Origin of the sequence: Micropruina sp. (assembly GCF_047606665.1) — a bacterium.
Classification (GTDB): Bacteria; Actinomycetota; Actinomycetes; order Propionibacteriales; family Propionibacteriaceae; genus Micropruina.
In genome coordinates this window covers 1-16,208 of the sequence record NZ_JASGEF010000043.1, presented here as the reverse complement: position 1 = coordinate 16,208, position 16,208 = coordinate 1, and the positions used below count along the sequence as shown (strand labels likewise).

Here is a 16,208-nt window from a genome sequence, read left to right as displayed (position 1 = left end):
CCGCCGCGCCGGCTGCCCGGAGCCGGCGCACTCCGGACGCCAGCGCACCGACCCGGCCGGCCGCCTCGAGCACCCGGTCGGCGCTGAGCCGGCCCTCGGCGAGGGCGCGAAGGATCTCGTCCCGGACCAGTCGAAGCTGCGCATGATTCAGGTCGTTGCCGAGGCAGAGCAGGTCGACCCCGGCCGCCAGCGCGAGCACGGCCGCCGCCGGAACACCTCGGCTCGCGCTCGCACCCGCCATGTCGAGGGCGTCGCTGACGATCGCACCGGCGAAGCCGGAACGGCACCGCAACTCACCCAGCACCGCCGGGCTGAACGTGGTCGGCCACTCCGGATCGATGGCCGGCACCATCAGATGGGACGTCATCACGGCCAGGGTTCCGGCCCGCACCGCGGCATCGAACGGCGGCAGCTCGCGGACGTCGAGCGTCGCGATGTCCGCGGTCAGGGTCGGGAGCGCGACGTGGGAATCGGTGGCGGTATCGCCGTGGCCCGGGAAGTGCTTGGCGATCGCGCCGACCCCCGCTGCCTGGAGCCCACGGGTGTAGGCCGCGACGTGCCGGGCCACTAGGGCGGAGTCGGCGCCGAAGCTGCGGACGCCGATCACCGGGTTGCGCGGGTTCGAGTTCACGTCGGCGTCCGGTGCCACGTTGAGGTCGATTCCGACCGCACGCAACTCGGTGCCGATGGACGCACCGACGACTTCGGTCAGTGTTTCGTCGTCGAGGCGTCCGAGATAGGCCATCGACGGGTGCGGCGAGCCGTCCCGGTGGTGCAGCCGGGTGACATCGCCGCCCTCTTCGTCGGTCGCCACCACGGCGTCCGGATTGGCGGCATGGATGGCGTCGGTGAGTGCACGGACCTGGGCCGGGTGGTCGATGTTGCTGCCGAACAGGCAGACCCCGCCGAGCCCCTCGGCCAACTCGTGAGCCAGCCACTCCGGCAGCTCCAGTCCGCTGAAGCCGGGCATCAGGGTGGCGTTGACCGCCCGGCGAAGGTCGAGGCCGGTGTCCGCGCCGAGACCGGTGAAGTCAGCCTCGGTGGCCCGTTCGCACTGTTCGCTGAGGGATCCCATCGTCGGTGCCGCCCTTCAGCGCGAGATCCGCAGGGTGGCCACTTCGAAGGGCCGCAACGCCAACGACACCGCGACGCCATCGCCGCTACGGGACGGCACGATCTCTTCCCCGACCCGTTCCAGCAGATCGGCGCGATGGACCTCGCGCGCCTGGATGCCGATGTCGACCTGCGTCGTCGTGCGCCGCCCGTGCGCCTCGTAGACGCGGACGACGAGGTCGCCCGAGCGGTCGTCGGCCAGCTTGACCGCGCTGACTAGGACGCCGGGCGCGGAGACTCCGATCAGGGCCGGCAGGCTCGGTCCGTGACCGCGGCGAGCCGGCACATTGACCCGGTATCCGGCTGCGGTGGCCTCGCCGGGGTCGGCACCCACCAGCACCCCGACCCGCATCCGCTGGGTGCCGATGTCGGTTCGTGGGTCCGGGTAGCGGGGTGCCCGCAGCAGCGAGAAGCGGGCGTCCTGGGTGATCTGGCCGTCGCGTTCGACGCGGGTGACGTCGAAGCCGTAGCTGGAGTCGTTGACGAAGGCGACGCCGAAGCCGGGCTCCTGGACCAGGAACCAGCGCTGCGCATGGGTCTCGAAGCGGGCGTCCTCCCACGAGGTGTTGTCGTGGGTGGTACGGAACTGGTAGCCGAACTGGGTCTCTGCCACCGCCGTGTCGGCGAAGACGTCGACCGGGAAGGCGAGCTTGAGGAACTTCTCCCGCTCGTGCCACTCGATCGCGTTGTCGATCAACAGCACGCGTCCCGCATCGTCGAGCGAGAGCCGCTGCTCGATGCGGGAGTCGCCGAAGCTGCGGGTGATCACCAGCGCATCGCCGTCCAGCTCGATGCCGTCCAGCGCAGTCAGATCGACGCATTGCCGCCGGTAGTTGGCGTCTACGTCCCAGGCGTCCCAGACGTGCGGGAAGTCCTGATGCAGCTGCAACAGGTTCCCGTGCGTGCCGGACGGGATCGCGTCGCGTCCGGTGACCTGGTCGATCGCACTGGTGACCAGGCCCGCGGCGTCCACCACGACCCGGGTGAACTCGCTGGCCAGCACGAAGCCGTCGCCCTCGGCGATGACCCGTCGCGGTGCCCGCTCGGCCGGGCCGATCGAGCCGGCCGCGACCCCCGCCTGCACCACCGGCGAGCCGTTGATCGCCAGCGGTCCGTCGCCCAGCGTCACCCCGAGCGTGTTCAGCGCGTCGGCGATGATGCTCTCCAAAGTGGCCGCCAGTTCGGCGTAGCGCTCGCGGGCCTGACGATGCACCCAGGCGATCGACGAGCCCGGCAGAATGTCGTGGAACTGATGCAGCAGCACGTCGCGCCACACCTGATCAAGCGCCTCGTAGGGATACGGGTGACCGGCCCGGATGGCGGCGACGCTCGACCACAACTCGGCCTCGGCAAGCAGCGATTCACTACGCCGATTGCCCTGCTTCATCGCGTGCTGCGAGGTGTAGGTGCCGCGATGCCGCTCCAGGTACAGCTCGCCGCGCCACACCGCCGGCTCGGGCAGTTCGGCGCGGGCACGCGCGAAGAAGACGTCCGGCGCCTCCCAGGTCACCCGCGGACTGCCCTCGAGGTCGGCCAGCCGCTTCGCCCGTGCCACCATCTCACGGGTTGTGCCACCGCCACCGTCGCCGTAACCGGTGGGGGCAAGTGAGGTCGAACCGACCGCCTTCTCCCGGTATTGCCGAGCCGCCCGGAACAGTTCCTCGGCACTCAGCTCGGAGTTGTAGGTGTCCATCGGCGGGAAATGGGTGAAGATCCGGGAACCGTCGATGCCCTCCCACCAGAACGTGTGGTGCGGGAACCGGTTCCGTTCGTTCCAGGAGATCTTCTGGGTCAGGAACCATTCGTACCCGGCACCGCGCAGCAACTGCGGCAATGCCGCCGAATAGCCGAACGAATCCGGCAGCCAGGCACCCGTGCACTCCAGGCCGAACTCTTCGCGGAAGAACCGCTGTCCGTAGCTGAATTGCCGGATCATCGACTCGCCACCGGGCAGCACGGCGTCGCATTCCACCCACATGCCGCCGACCGGGACGAAACGGCCCTCGGCCACCGCTTGCCGGACGATCGCGAACACCTCCGGACGGTGCTGCTTCAGCCAGGCGTACTGCTGGGCGCTCGACATGGCGTAGACGAACTCGTCGTGGTCCTCGATCAGCCGCACCATGGACGTGGTGGTCCGGGCCACCTTCCGCACCGTCTCGCGCAGTGGCCACAGCCAGGCGGAGTCGATGTGGGCGTGGCCGACCGCCGAGATCCGGTGGGTCGAGGCGGACGCCGGACTGGCCAGCACCTCGACCAGCCGCTCGCGGGCACGGGCCGCGGTGCCGGCGACGTCCTGCAGGTCGACCAGGTCAAGGGCGCGGTCGACGGTGTGGAGAATGCGCGCCCGGCGTTCCGAGTCGGACGGCAGCTGCTGCGCCAGATCGATCAGCACCTCGACGTCGTGCACCAGCTCGAACACCTCGACGTGGAACGCTGCCACATCGCAGCGTCCGAGGCGGTACAGCAGGTCGTCGCCGGCGGTGTCCCAGTCGCCCACCTCGGTGGGCCGGAACATCTCCACCTCGGGATTGGCGGCGGCCTCGACATAGAACTCGATCGGCTCGCCGCCGGCGGCGTCGGCGGTGACCGGAATCCATTGCGCCCGCGGGTGCAGCGAGCGAACCGGCTGGCCGTCCGCGGTGTACACCAGCCCCTCGGCCTGGAAGCCGGTCTTGTTCGGGTCGAAGCCGAGGTCGAACAGCACTTCCACCTGACGGCCGGCCAGGGCGTCCGGAACCTCGCCGGTCACCCGGAACCAGGTGGTGTCCCAGGCGCGTCCCCAGCGCTCGCCGACGGCGGCGGGCCGATAGGACGCGGCGAGACCGTCGGCGACCGGGATCGGCTCGCCGTTCACCCGGAAGCTCGCGACCTGCAGCGGATGGCCCGTCGAATGGATCGCCGGACGGAGCCGCTCGGCGAGGACGCGCCTGGCGCGATACAGCATCAGATCGAGGTTGTCGTGCATGGGTCCCTCTGGCCGGTCGAATGGGCGGTGGATCGCGTGTCAGCCTAGGGCAGCAGAGCCGGAAAATCACCGCGCGCGAGGTACTGACATGGCGGTTTTCATACGGTAGCCTCCCTTCTCATTAACGTTCCTTGGCCCCAATGAGAGTGGGTTCGGACATGCAGAACGGTGAGGTTTCCGCGACGGAGCGGGCCGTCATCGGCTGCCTGCTTGCCCGCGGCTCGGCCTCCCGTCCCGACCTCGCGATGGCCGTTGGCATGTCCAAGCCGGCGATGCGGGAATTGGTCGGACGTCTCTGCGACTCCGGCCTGCTGCGTGAGATCGGCGAGATGCCGTCCGGACGCCGGGGCGCCGACCCGGTGCACTTCCGGGTGGCCACCGAACGTGCCTACTGCGCCGGCGTCGAGCTGCAGGCAGGAGTGGCCCGTGCCGTGGTCAGCGATCTCTCCGGCGCGCCGCTGGCGACCGCCGAGAAGGCCGAACCGGGTTCCTACGGCGATCGGTTCACCGCGGTGGTCCGGCTGGCCGCGCGCCGCGCCGGCATCCGCACCCGCGACCTCGCCAAAGTCGTGGTCGGGGTGCCCGGCGTGGTCACCCCCGACCATGATCTCGACTTCGTCGCCGAGCGTCCTGAACTGGCACCCGGTTTCCGCGACCAACTCAGTGCGGCCCTGGGCTGCACCGTCGAGTTGGAGAACGACATGAACCTGGCCGCGATCGCCGAGGCCCGACTCGGCGCCGGGCGTGGCGCGGCCAGCTTCACCCTGCTGGTGCTCGACGAGGCGGTCGCCGCCGCTAGCGTGATCGGCGACCGGCTGATCCGAGGCGCCCACGGCTACGCCGGCGAGTTGGGCCTGATCCCGGCCTTCGAGGTCGCGCCAGGGGTCACCGTCCCCGGCATCCATGCGTTGGCCGGGTCGGCGGGCCTGGAGCGGCTGGCCGCCTCGGTCGGCCTATCGGTCGCCGGGCTGCTCGCCGACGAGTCCGGCCCCGGAACCGCGGCTGGTCAGGCCCGGCAGCACCTGGTCAACCGGGTCGCCCAGCTGGCCGCCGTGGTCTGCGCGGTCACCGATGCCGAACGGATCGTGCTGGCCGGGGCGACGGCCCGCGCCGGCGGCGCCCGACTGGCGGTCGCCGTCCGTCGGGTGCTCAGGGAGCGCACCGGCATGCGCGCCACCGTCAGCCTCGCCGAGGTCGGTCCTCAATCGGTCGCTACCGGGGCGCTCTTCCTCGCCGTCGACGCCGCGAGGGCAAAGGTTTTCGGCGGGTCATTGACCCCGACACAAGGGGAGGAGGGTGACTCGGCAGGTTCGGCCGTGGCCTGACGGCCACGGCAGTGGAAATCCCGGGATGCAGGCATCGCCGGGATCACGACATGAAAAGGATACGTATGAAGCTCACATTCAAGGCCGCTCGCCGGGCGGCCGCGTCCACCGTCGGTGTCGCGCTGATGGTCTCCCTCGCCGCGTGCGGGGTGGGCGGCGGCGGTGGCTCCAGCGCCACCGGCCAGGTCAAAGCCGGCAACTGCACGCTGAGCGACCAGGTCAGCAACGACAAACCGCTGGAAGGGACCCCCACGGGTGAGATCACCTTCCAGACCACCGCGCTCAAGCAGTCGTTCGAGCCCTACTTCAACGAACTGATCAAGGCGTTCCAGGACAAGTACCCCGGCACCACGGTCAAATGGCAGGACGACCCGGGTGACTCCTCGTTCACCCAACGTCTGGTCACCGACGCCCAGACCTGTCAGCTGCCTGACGTGGTGAACCTCAACCAGCAGACGGCGTACGCGCTGTTCAAGGAGAACTTCCTGCTGAATTTCTCCAAGAAGGCTCCCCAATACGGTGGCGAGTTCATTCCGTCGATCTGGAACTCGATCAAATTCCACGGTTCCGAGGACCACTTCATGCTGCCGTGGTACTGGGGTCTCACCGGCATCCAGATCTACAACAAAGCGCTGCTCACCAAGGCCGGCCTCGACCCGGCCAAGCCGCCGACCACCGTGATGGAGCAGTTCGACCAGGCCGCGCAGATCGCCAAGAACTCCGGTGGCGACTACTTCGCCTTCCCCGCCAACCCGGCCAGCCGGGTGCCGTCCGACTGGCAGGTGATGGACGCGCAGATCATGAACACCGACCAGACCGAGTTCACCTTCGCGTCCGATCCGAAGGTCGTCACCTGGCTGACCCGGTTGGCTGAGCTGTACCAGGCCGGCGCCATGCCCAAGGACACCCTGTCCAGCGACGCCGACGTGACCAAGCTGTACTCCGCCGGCACGGTCGCCTGGGGTTCCAACGTGCTCAGCTTCCTGCGCTACGTGAAGGACACCAACGAGAAGGTCTACAACACCTCGGCGGTGGCGCCGCTGCTGGACGCCCGCGGCAAGGCGTTCCAGGAGGGCCAGTTCATCTCGGTCGCGTCGACCTCGAAGAACCCGGTCACCGCGCTGGCCTTCGCGCAGTTCATGCTGCAGACGGAGTGGCAGTCGAAGTTCGTCGCGGACGAGCGAGTGGCGATCTTCCCGTCCACCCCGGACTCCTTCAAGATCTCCAAGTTCACCAAGATCGACACCAGCACACCGCTGGGCCAGGCGACAAAGCTCTCGGTGGACCTGGCACAGAGTGCGGAGAACACCTTCCTGTTCAACTGGTCCGACGCCGTTCAGCAGGCCGTGGTCGCCGAGTTGCAGAAAGCGCTGGCCGGGAGCAAGCAACCGCAGGAAGCGCTGGACGCGGCTCAGAAGGCGGCCAACGACGTGCTGAAGCGCCAGAACCGGTAGCCAGTCATGTCCGCAACCACAGTCCAAGGCGAGTCCTCGGCGGGTCGGCGGCCAGGGTCGGACCGGGGGGCGAACCCCCGGTCCGGCCGGCGCCGGGCCGGGGGAGGCATTGGCGCGTCGCTCTATCGGCCCTGGTGGATGCCGGTTCTCTGGGTGGCGCCGTCGGTCATCCTGACGCTGGTCTTCGGCCTCTTCCCGTTCATCAACACGGTGGTGCTGTCCTTCACCGACGCCCGTCCGCTCGGCGGCGGCGGTGACTGGGTCGGTTTCGAGAACTACACCGACCTGCTCACCGACGAGAACTTCTGGCTGGCCACCCGCAACTCGGTGGTATACGCCATCGTGGCGGTTCCCCTGCTGGTCCTGCTGCCGTTGATGCTGGCCCAGCTGGTGTATCGCCATATCTGGGGCATCGGGTTCTTCAGGACGGCGTTCTACACCCCGGTCATCGCGTCCGTGGTGGCCGTCGCGCTGGTCTGGCAGAACCTGTTCAGCGACCGCGGCCCGGTCAACAGCTTCCTGAAGACCTTCGGGTTGACCGAGCCCATTCCCTTCCTGTCCGAGCCGGCGCTGATCCTGCTGTCGGCGATTCTGCTCACGGTCTGGAAAGGCCTGGGCTGGTACATGATCTTCTATCTGGCCGCATTGGCGCAGATTCCGCCTGAGCTGTACGAGGCGGCCGAGATCGACGGCGCCGGACCGGTGCGGAGGTTCTTCCATGTCACGGTGCCCAACGTCCGATTGACCATGTTGCTGATCGCGATCATGTCCGGCATCGGATCGCTGCGGGTGTTCACCGAGGTGTACATCCTCGGTGGCGCCACCGGTGGTCCGGGCGGCGAGGCGCGGACGCTGCCGTTCTACATTCGCGACACCGCACTCGACCCGATCTCGGGCAACGCCGGCTACGGCGCCGCCGTGTCGGTGGCGTTGTTCGTGTTGACGATCGGCCTGGCCATCGCCTCGCAGAAGCTTGGCGGCGAGGAGGAAGAATGAAGAAGACCGTTTCGCCGCGGCGCATCCGCGGCATCATCGTCCGGTATTTGCTGCTGCTGATCATGCTGTTCATCACCGTGGGTCCGCTGGTCTGGCAGTTCACCTCGTCGATCAAGGGACCCGAAGAGGCGCTGTTCGGCACCGAATCAACCTTGCTGCCGCAGAGCCCGACGTTCCGGGCGTATTCCACCGTGTTCGAGCAGGTGCCGATGGCGCTCTACATTCGCAACAGTCTGATCATGTGCGTCCTGACGGTGGTCTCGCAGATCGTCTTCCCGACGCTGGCCGGCTTCATGCTCTCCCGCAAGTACTGGCGCGGACGGAAGGCCTACTACAGCCTGTTGATCGTGTCGATGATGTTCCCGTTCGAGTCGATCATGGTGTCGCTGTACATGCAGATCCAGGGCCTGGGGCTGGCCAACAGCTTCGTCGGAGTGTGGCTGCCGGGGGCCATCGGCGCAGTGAACGTGCTGCTGATGCGGGCGGCCTTCGCCGCCGTCCCGGACGCCATCGAAGAGGCCGCCATGCTGGACGGGGCGGGCGAGTTCCGCCGGTTCTGGACGATCTACCTACCGGCCGCCCGCGGAACCATGGTGGTCGTCATCATCAACTCGTTCATCTCGGCGTGGGACGACTTCCTGTGGCCGTTCATCGTGCTGCGGTCCGAGGATCTCTACACGCTGTCGCTGGGTCTGTCCCGGCTGGCGTCGTCCTCGTTCGCATTCGATCCACGGGTGGTGATGGCGGGTTCGATCATTGCCATCGTGCCGGTGCTGGCGCTCTTCATCGTGCTCCAGCGCTACTTCTTCAAGGGCGTCGAGGCGGGTGCCGTCAAGTGACGCAGACGTCCGCGCTGCCGGTGGCGACACCTCAGCAATTGGCTTGGCAGCAGCTCGGGGTGGGCATGTTCGTCCACTTCGGAATGAACACCTTCCACGGAGTGGAATGGAGTGACGGAACCCTCCCGGCGGAGTCGTTCGCTCCGTCGGAGCTGAATGCGGACGAGTGGGTCGAGGTGGCGGTCGCAATGGGCGCCCGCTACCTCGTCCTCACCACCAAGCACCATGACGGATTCTGCCTGTGGCCCACCGCCACCACCGACTATTCGGTGGCGTCCTCGCCGTGGCGGCAGGGTCGCGGCGACGTCGTCCGCGACGTGGCCGAGGCCTGTGCCCGGGCCGGAATCGGGCTGGGCCTCTATCTGTCGCCGTGGGATCGCAACCATCCCGCGTATTCCGATCCGGACCGCTATGCGGAGGTCTACCGGCAACAGGTCACCGAGTTGTGCACCGGCTACGGACCGATCGTCGAGTTCTGGTTCGACGGTGCGGGATCCGAAGGGTATCGCTATCGGTGGGACGAGGTGATGGAGGTCATTCACCGCCATCAGGGCGACGCCATGGTGTTCAACATGGGGAATCCCACCATCCGCTGGGTGGGGAATGAGAACGGGCTGGCGTCCGACCCGGTCGAATACGTCGTCGATCACGGCCAGATGAGCAACTACACGGTGGAGACCATCGATTACGCCGAGGCGTTGTATCTGCCGCCGGAATGCGACGTGTCGTTGCGCCGGGGCTGGTTCTGGGCGTCCGACGACGAACCCAAGACGCTCGATCACCTGATGGCGGTCTACTACGGCTCGGTCGGACTGGGTGCCGGTCTGCTGCTGAACGTGCCGCCCGACCGCCGCGGCCGGATCGACCCCGCCGACGCGGCGCGGGTCCGGGAGTTCGGGGCCGAGGTCGAGCGCCGGTTCGGCCGGCCGACGCCGTTGCGGCTGACCCAGCTGGCACCGGGACGCTGGCGCGCGCGTACCGAGGACGGCCGTCCGGTGGACTTCGATCACGTCGAACTGGCCGAGGACCTCATCGGCGGGCAGCGGATCACCGGCCATCGGATCGTGCTGGACGGCCGCGTTGTGGCGCAGGGCCTGACCGTGGGCGTGAGGCGGCTGCATTTGCTCGGCGAATCGGTGTCGGCCGCCGAGTTCGAGATCGAGCTGTCCGGACGCGACATCGACGGCGCTGGGCCGGCATTGGCCTCGGCGGCCGTGCATCGCACCGGCGTGCTGACGCCGCCGGCGATCCCCGACGGCTACCTGGCGCCGACCGAATACCCGGAGTGAGCGGCGGCGGGCTCGTCGAGCTCGACCTCGGCGAACTGGACTGGACGGTGCGGCTGCTACGGCTGCGGGCGGTGGCGACCACTGCGCCGCCGGACGCCGAGCTGCTGGCGGCGGCTCGGGCCGGAGTGCCGGCGCGGGTACCGGGCTGCGTCCACACCGATCTGCTGGCGGCCGGGCTGATCCCGGAACCCTTCCTGGACGGCGCCGAAGGCGAGGTGCGCTGGATCGGCGAATCCGATTGGCGTTACGAGACCTGGATCGACCTGCCCGACCTCGGCGACGCCGCGCGCGACGAACTGGTGCTGGACGGCGTCCAGACCTGCGCACGGGTGCTGATCGACGACCGGCCGGTGGCGGAGCTGGCGTCCATGCACCGGGAGCACCGGATCGACCCTGGCGCGATGGCGTCCGGACGGCACCGGCTCACCCTCGACTTCGCGTCGGCGGCACTGGCGATGCTGGACGCCGATGACGGCACCCTGCCCTACGACTGGGCCTACCCCTACAACCGGCTGCGGATCATGGCCAGCAGCGTCGGCTGGGACTGGGGTCCGACGCTGGTGACCGCCGGCCTGTGGCGTCCGGCCCGGTGGCAGCGCTGGGCGGGGGCACGGCTTCGGACGTCCGTTCGCACCGAACTGAGCGATGACCTGGCCGAGGGCACCGTGGTCGTGGACATCGAACTCGACGGCGCGTCCGGCCTGGTCGAGGTGGTGGCGGACGGCCGATCGGTATCCGGGGTGATCGACGGTGCCGGGCAGCTGCGGGTCACTGTGCAGAGGCCGCGGCTGTGGTGGCCGGCCGGCGAGGGGCGTCCGGACCGCTACGACGTCCAGGTGCGGCTGGTCGGCTCCGATCAGGTGGCGCGGCACCGGGTCGGGTTCCGGCAGGTGGCGCTGGACGCCTCCCCGGACGAGCATGGCGAGGCCTTCAGGCTGGTCGTCAACGGGCGTCCGCTGTTCGCGCGGGGCGCCAACTGGATTCCCGGCGACGCGCTGATCGCCCGTGCCGGACATCATCGCGAGCGGGTCGAGCAGGCACGTGCGGCGCATCTGAACCTGCTGCGGGTCTGGGGCGGCGGGGTCTACGAGGACGACCGGTTCTACGGCGCCTGCGACGAGCTGGGCGTGCTGGTCTGGCAGGACTTCGCCTTCGCCTGCGCCGCCTACCCCGAGACGCCGGCCATCGCCGCCGAGATCGACCGCGAGGCGCGGTTCCAGGTGCGCCGGCTGCGCGGCCATCCGGCGGTGGTGCTGTGGAACGGGTCCAATGAGGCGCTCCAGGGCTGGGCCGACTGGGACTGGCCGGATCGGGTCGGCGACCAGGGCTGGGGAGAGACGTACTACCGCCGGGTGCTTCCCGAGGTAGTGGGTGCCGAGCATCCGGGGACGCCGTACATCCCGTCCAGCCCGTTCGCCACGATGGCCGATGCCGGGCCGAACACCGACAGCTCGGGCACGGTGCACCTGTGGGACCAGTGGAACGTCCGCGACCACGCCAGCTATCGCGAGCATGTGCCGCGCTTCGTGGCCGAGTTCGGCTATCAGGCGCCGGCGATGACCTCGACCCTGGTGGCCGTGACACCGGACGCTCAGCTGTCGGTGGCGGGGTTGGCGGGGCGGCAGAAGCAGCCCGGAGGCATGGCGCGGATCGTCGCCCGAATGGAGGGCAATCTGCCGTCGCCGCAAACGCTCGAGACCCGCTTCGTCGACTGGTCGTGGGCCGCGCAGCTCAATCAGGCGGACGCCCTGACCACCGCCATCGAGCATTTCCGGTCGCATTGGCCGCGCACCGCCGGCGCGGTGGTGTGGCAGCTGAACGACTGCTGGCCGGCGGTGTCCTGGTCGCTCATCGATCACGGTGGACGGCTCAAACCGGCGTATCAGGCCGTGAAGCGGGCGTTCAGTCCACGGCTGGTCAGCCTGCACCTGCGCGACGGCGAACCCCACCTGGTGCTGATCAACGACACCCGCGAGGACTGGTCGGCCGAGGTCGTCGTCAGCCGGCAACACATCGTGGACGGCACCCTGGCGAGTGAGCGTCTGGCGATGCTGGTTCCGCCTTCTGCCGTCGTCGTGCGGCGGGTGGACGTCGGCCTGGCCACCCCTCGATCGCGCCGTGACGAGGTGCTGGTTGCCGAGGATGCTTCCTGGCTGGACGCGCCGGTGGCCGAGCGCCCCGCGGGCCGGGCCTGGCTGCCGCTCTGCCGCGCCGACGGCGTCCGATGGCCCAAGCCCGAGGTCGTGGTCACAGGTACCCGGAGCACCGCGGAGGGTGTGGTCATTGACCTGCGATCCGACGTCCTGGTCAGCGGTCTGACCCTGCTCGTGGACGCCCTGGGCGCGGACGCCGCGCTGCTTCCGGTGCTGCTGCCCGGTGAGACCGCCCAGCTGCTGGTCGCCGGCATCGATCGGCTCGACCGCGAGACCGCGCAGGCCGCCGTCCGGACCAGGAACCAGCTATGGCACCGCTGACCGCCGGCCTCACCCTGCGCGAGCAGGTGGGACAGCTGAACCAGCGCCTGCGTGGCTGGGAGTGCATCGAACGACATGGACGCCGCTGGCGGATCGCCGACCGGCTGCGGGCCGAGGTCGACCGGTTCGGCGGCATCGGCGCCATCTATGGCCTGTTCCGCGCGGACGCCTGGTCGGGCCGGTCCTGGACTGACGGCGTCCTGCCGCAGGAGCGGGCCGAGGTGGCGGCGCTGGTCTGCGCCGAGGTGGCGGCGCGGTCCGCGCACGGTCTCGGGCCGCTGCTGGTCGAGGAAGCCCCGCATGGTCATCAGGCGCTCGGCGCGACGCTGCTGCCGGTCAACCTCGCGGTGGCGTCCGGCTGGGACACCGACGCTTACCAGGAGGCGTCCGCGGCAGTGGCCCAGGAGCTACGTGCCGACGGCGTCCATCTGGCCCTGGTCTCGGCGCTGGACATGCTGCGCGATCCGCGGTGGGGGCGTGCCGAGGAGACCTTCGGGGAGTCGCCGGCGCTGGCCGCGGCGTTCACCCGCGCGCTGGTCACCGGCATGCAGGGGTTCGACCGTTCGGCGCTGACCGACGGCACCGGCGTCGGCGTGGTGTTGAAGCACTTCGCCGGCCAGGGCGAGGGACAGGGCGGACGCAACGGGCATCCGGCGGTGATCGGTCCGCGCGACCTGGCCGCGATTCACCTGCCCGCCGCCCACGCCGGAGTGAAGGCCGGGGCGGTCGGCGTGATGGCCGCCTACAACGACATCGACGGCGTCCCGTGCGTCGCCAACCATGCCCTGCTCACCGGATTGCTCCGGGACGAGTGGGGCTTCGAGGGCCTGGTGATGGCCGACGGCCTCGCCATCGACAGGTTGGTCGGCATGGTCGGCTCGCTGACCTCGGCCGCCGCCACCGCCCTGAGCGCCGGAGTCGACCTGTCGCTGTGGGACGAGGCCTTCACCCACCTCGACGACGCCGTGGACGCGGCGCCGTCGCTGGCGACACAGGTGGCCGCGGCCTGCGCACGAGTCCTCGCGGTCAAGTCCCGCTGCGGTGTCGTCGGCGCGTCCGGTGTGAGCCAGGCGACGCCCGCGCCCGTGCGGGACAGCTTCCGGCTCGGCGCCGCCGATCTCATCAACGAGCCCGCGGGTGAACCGAAGGAACCGCCCCCGCGGTTCACCGGAACCAGGGGGTTCCCGCGGTCCGCGCTCTGGTCCCGACAGCTGGCCCGATCGGGTCCGATCCTGCTCACCAACAACGATCGGGCGCTGCCGCTGCGGCCCGGACGCTGGCTGCTGACCGGTCCCCGCGCGGACGACGTGACGGCGCTGCTCGGAGACTACGTGGCGCCGGTGAATTCTGAGGCGCCGCCGGCTTCCGTCGCCGCCAGTCTGGCTCGGCTGACAGACCCGGACCGCGAGTTCGTCCGGGACACCGAGTCGGGACGCCTCGACGGAGCGGTGGTGGTGCTCGGCGGCACCAGCCATCGTGCCTACTCCGACGAGTTCGCGGCGAACGGTGCCCTCGCCGGTCCGGCCGCCGCCGACTGCGGCGAGGGGGTGGATCTGGCCGACATCCGCGTCCCGGCAGCACAGCTCGCCGAGCTGGACCGGGCCCGCGCAGTGGTCGGCGGACCGGTGGTCGCCGTGGTGATCGCCGGACGCCCGATGGTGCTGAGCGACGTGGTCGATCGGGCCGACGCCGTGCTGCTGGCGTACTACCCGGGACCGTACGGCGGTGAGGCGATCGCGGAGATCCTGCTGGGCCTGGTCAAGCCGTCCGGACGCCTGCCGTCCACCCTGCCTGCGCACCCCGGCGTGCTGCCGGTGCGGCACAACGACCGGGAGCCGGCCCGGTACACCGATGTGCCGGCACCGGTGCTCTTCGAGTTCGGTCACGGCCTCGGCTACGGCGACGGCTGCCGCCTCGAGCTGGTCGAGGCGACCGCGACGGCGTCCGCGGTCACGCTGCGCGTCCGGGTGCACGCCGACACTGCCGCCAACGACGTGATCCGGGTGCATTGCCGGAGAAAGGGTGGTCTGGTCTGGCCCGGTGACGAGCTGATCGCCTGGCGGCGGGTCAGGTTCGATGCCGGGGGAGAGCAAGAACAGATATTCGAACTGTCGCCGGACGAGGTCTTCGCCCGCGATCTGGCGCCGCTGGCTCGCGCGGTGAGCGAGATCCGCGTCGCGGGCGGCAGCCACCGGTGCACACCGGTCACCCTGACAAGATGGGGGCTATGACTGAGTTGTCCCCGCGCGCGATCGCCTGGGCCACCACGATGGCCGGCCACGGCGGCGGTGATCTGGTCCTCGCCCACGCCGGGCCGGGGAATCGGCTGGCGGCGTCCGGGCCGATCCTGCGGGAGCAGCGCGAAGCCTGGGAGGCCGAGCATCTGACTCCCGGCGCCACCCGCGCGGTTGGTGCCGGCAACCGCGAGCGTCCCGAGGAACCGGACGCCGAACGCACCTGCTTCGAGCGCGACCGGGACCGGATCGTCCATTCGACCGCGTTCCGGCGGCTGGCCGGCAAGACCCAGGTGGTCGTCCATCCGAGCGACCATCAACGCACCCGGCTCACCCATGCGCTTGAGGTGGCGCAGGTGGCGACCTCGATCGCCCGCGGGGTGGGTGCCAACATGTCGCTCGCCGAGGCGATCGCGCTCGGCCACGACTGCGGTCACGGTCCCGGCGGACATGCCAGCGAGGACGCCTTCGACGCCTTCCTGTCCGAGGGCTACGACCATGGCCCGTGGGGGGCGGACGTCGTGCTCACCTCGCTCAACCTGTGTCGCGAAACCCTCGACGGCATCCGCAATCACTCCTGGTCGCGGCCGACTCCGGCGACCGTGGAGGGCGAGATCGTCAGCTGGGCCGACCGGATCGCCTACTGCGCCCACGACCTCGAGGACGCCATCGGCGCCGGCATTGTCGGCCTGGACGACGTGCCCGCCGGGGTGGTCGCGGTCGCCGGCGCCACCCGTCGCGAACAGCTCAGCACCTTCGTCCGCGAGGTGATCGCCACCACCGTCGACACCGGACAGATCGGCATGCGCAGCGAGGTGGCTGCCGCGCTGGCCGAACTGCGGGCGTTCAACTACGCGCGCATCTACACCCGGCCGGAATCGGTGGTGCAATCGGACGCCGTCGTCGCGGTGCTGCGGGCCCTGGTGTCCTTCTATCTGGAGAATCCCGGACGCCTGCCCGAGCCGCCCGCCGACCCGGACTCCCTCACCCACACCGCTGTCGCCTACGTCGGCGGGATGACCGACCGGTTCGCCTTCGACACCGCGGTCCAGCTGCTCGGCTGGGATCGAGCCCGGCTACCGCGCCCCCAGTAGATCCTCCCGTCCGCAGTGGCGCTGCGCTCGAACACCGCACTCGTCATCCCGGCGGACGCCGGGATCTCACGCCAGCGAACCGCCGTACTCGTCATCCCGGCGGACGCCGGGATCTCACCCAGCGACCCGCCGGGCTGAGATCCCGTGGCAAGCACGGGATGACGATGCAGCGAACCACCGGGTTGAGATCCCGTGGCAAGCACGGGATGACGATGCAGCGAACCACCGGGTTGAGATCCCGTGGCAAGCACGGGATGACGTCATCGTGAGTTCCTAAGGAATGTCAAGCGACTGGGGGGGTCGTAGGCTCGTTGTTGACGGGCCGGGATGCTGGAGCGCTCTGCGACTCCTTCTGCTCTCGGCTCGTCCTGTTCTTGAGTCGCTGTGAGCGGCGGGTGTCAGCGGCCTGTTGGCGTCGTTTG

General features: G+C 69.6%; 10 protein-coding genes. 8 read left to right on the top strand and 2 right to left on the bottom strand.

The window, feature by feature from the left end:
* Positions 1–1,075, bottom strand: a 1,075-nt coding sequence (locus QM619_RS10415) for a glycoside hydrolase family 3 N-terminal domain-containing protein (protein ID WP_415107884.1), incomplete at its 3' end; no start/stop codon positions are given.
* 15 nt (positions 1,076–1,090) lie between these two features.
* Positions 1,091–4,081: an alpha-mannosidase gene (locus QM619_RS10410; RefSeq protein WP_415107881.1), complete on the bottom strand. Its 2,991-nt coding sequence runs from the start codon at positions 4,079–4,081 to the stop codon at positions 1,091–1,093.
* A gap of 158 nt (positions 4,082–4,239) precedes the next feature.
* Between QM619_RS10410 and QM619_RS10405 the strand changes: the two genes are divergently transcribed.
* From QM619_RS10405 to QM619_RS10370, 8 genes are all read left to right on the top strand, one after another.
* Positions 4,240–5,406, top strand: a complete 1,167-nt coding sequence (locus QM619_RS10405) for an ROK family protein (RefSeq protein WP_415107878.1) — start codon at positions 4,240–4,242, stop codon at positions 5,404–5,406.
* Between the two features lie 65 nt (positions 5,407–5,471).
* Positions 5,472–6,860, top strand: a complete 1,389-nt coding sequence (locus QM619_RS10400) for an extracellular solute-binding protein (RefSeq protein ID WP_415107875.1) — start codon at positions 5,472–5,474, stop codon at positions 6,858–6,860.
* A 138-nt stretch (positions 6,861–6,998) separates the two neighbouring features.
* Positions 6,999–7,856, top strand: coding sequence for a carbohydrate ABC transporter permease (locus QM619_RS10395; protein WP_415107872.1), 858 nt, complete (start codon positions 6,999–7,001; stop codon positions 7,854–7,856).
* Positions 7,853–8,695 carry a carbohydrate ABC transporter permease gene (locus QM619_RS10390; RefSeq protein ID WP_415107869.1) on the top strand — a complete coding sequence of 281 codons (843 nt, stop codon included), beginning with the start codon at positions 7,853–7,855 and terminating at the stop codon, positions 8,693–8,695. Before QM619_RS10395 ends, QM619_RS10390 begins: the two co-directional genes overlap by 4 nt.
* Positions 8,692–9,984, top strand: a complete 1,293-nt coding sequence (locus QM619_RS10385; protein ID WP_415107866.1) for an alpha-L-fucosidase — start codon at positions 8,692–8,694, stop codon at positions 9,982–9,984. The genes QM619_RS10390 and QM619_RS10385 overlap by 4 nt, the downstream gene beginning before the upstream one ends.
* Entirely contained in the window at positions 9,981–12,458 is a 2,478-nt protein-coding gene (locus QM619_RS10380) for a glycoside hydrolase family 2 protein (RefSeq protein ID WP_415107863.1), read from the top strand. Before QM619_RS10385 ends, QM619_RS10380 begins: the two co-directional genes overlap by 4 nt.
* Positions 12,446–14,689, top strand: a complete 2,244-nt coding sequence (locus QM619_RS10375) for a glycoside hydrolase family 3 protein (protein ID WP_415107860.1) — start codon at positions 12,446–12,448, stop codon at positions 14,687–14,689. The genes QM619_RS10380 and QM619_RS10375 overlap by 13 nt, the downstream gene beginning before the upstream one ends.
* On the top strand, positions 14,686–15,786 hold the full coding sequence (locus tag QM619_RS10370) for an HD domain-containing protein (RefSeq protein WP_415107857.1): 1,101 nt from the start codon (positions 14,686–14,688) through the stop codon (positions 15,784–15,786). The genes QM619_RS10375 and QM619_RS10370 overlap by 4 nt, the downstream gene beginning before the upstream one ends.
* Positions 15,787–16,208: the final 422 nt, after the last annotated feature.

Bases quoted from the DNA above. Each gene is read 5' to 3' on its own strand.
- QM619_RS10410 (WP_415107881.1), bottom strand. From the start codon at position 4,081: ATGCACGACAACCTCGATCTGATGCTGTATCGCGCCAGGCGCGTCCTC.
- QM619_RS10405 (WP_415107878.1), top strand. From the start codon at position 4,240: ATGCAGAACGGTGAGGTTTCCGCGACGGAGCGGGCCGTCATCGGCTGC.
- QM619_RS10400 (WP_415107875.1), top strand. From the start codon at position 5,472: ATGAAGCTCACATTCAAGGCCGCTCGCCGGGCGGCCGCGTCCACCGTC.
- QM619_RS10395 (WP_415107872.1), top strand. From the start codon at position 6,999: ATGCCGGTTCTCTGGGTGGCGCCGTCGGTCATCCTGACGCTGGTCTTC.
- QM619_RS10390 (WP_415107869.1), top strand. From the start codon at position 7,853: ATGAAGAAGACCGTTTCGCCGCGGCGCATCCGCGGCATCATCGTCCGG.
- QM619_RS10375 (WP_415107860.1), top strand. From the start codon at position 12,446: ATGGCACCGCTGACCGCCGGCCTCACCCTGCGCGAGCAGGTGGGACAG.
- QM619_RS10370 (WP_415107857.1), top strand. From the start codon at position 14,686: ATGACTGAGTTGTCCCCGCGCGCGATCGCCTGGGCCACCACGATGGCC.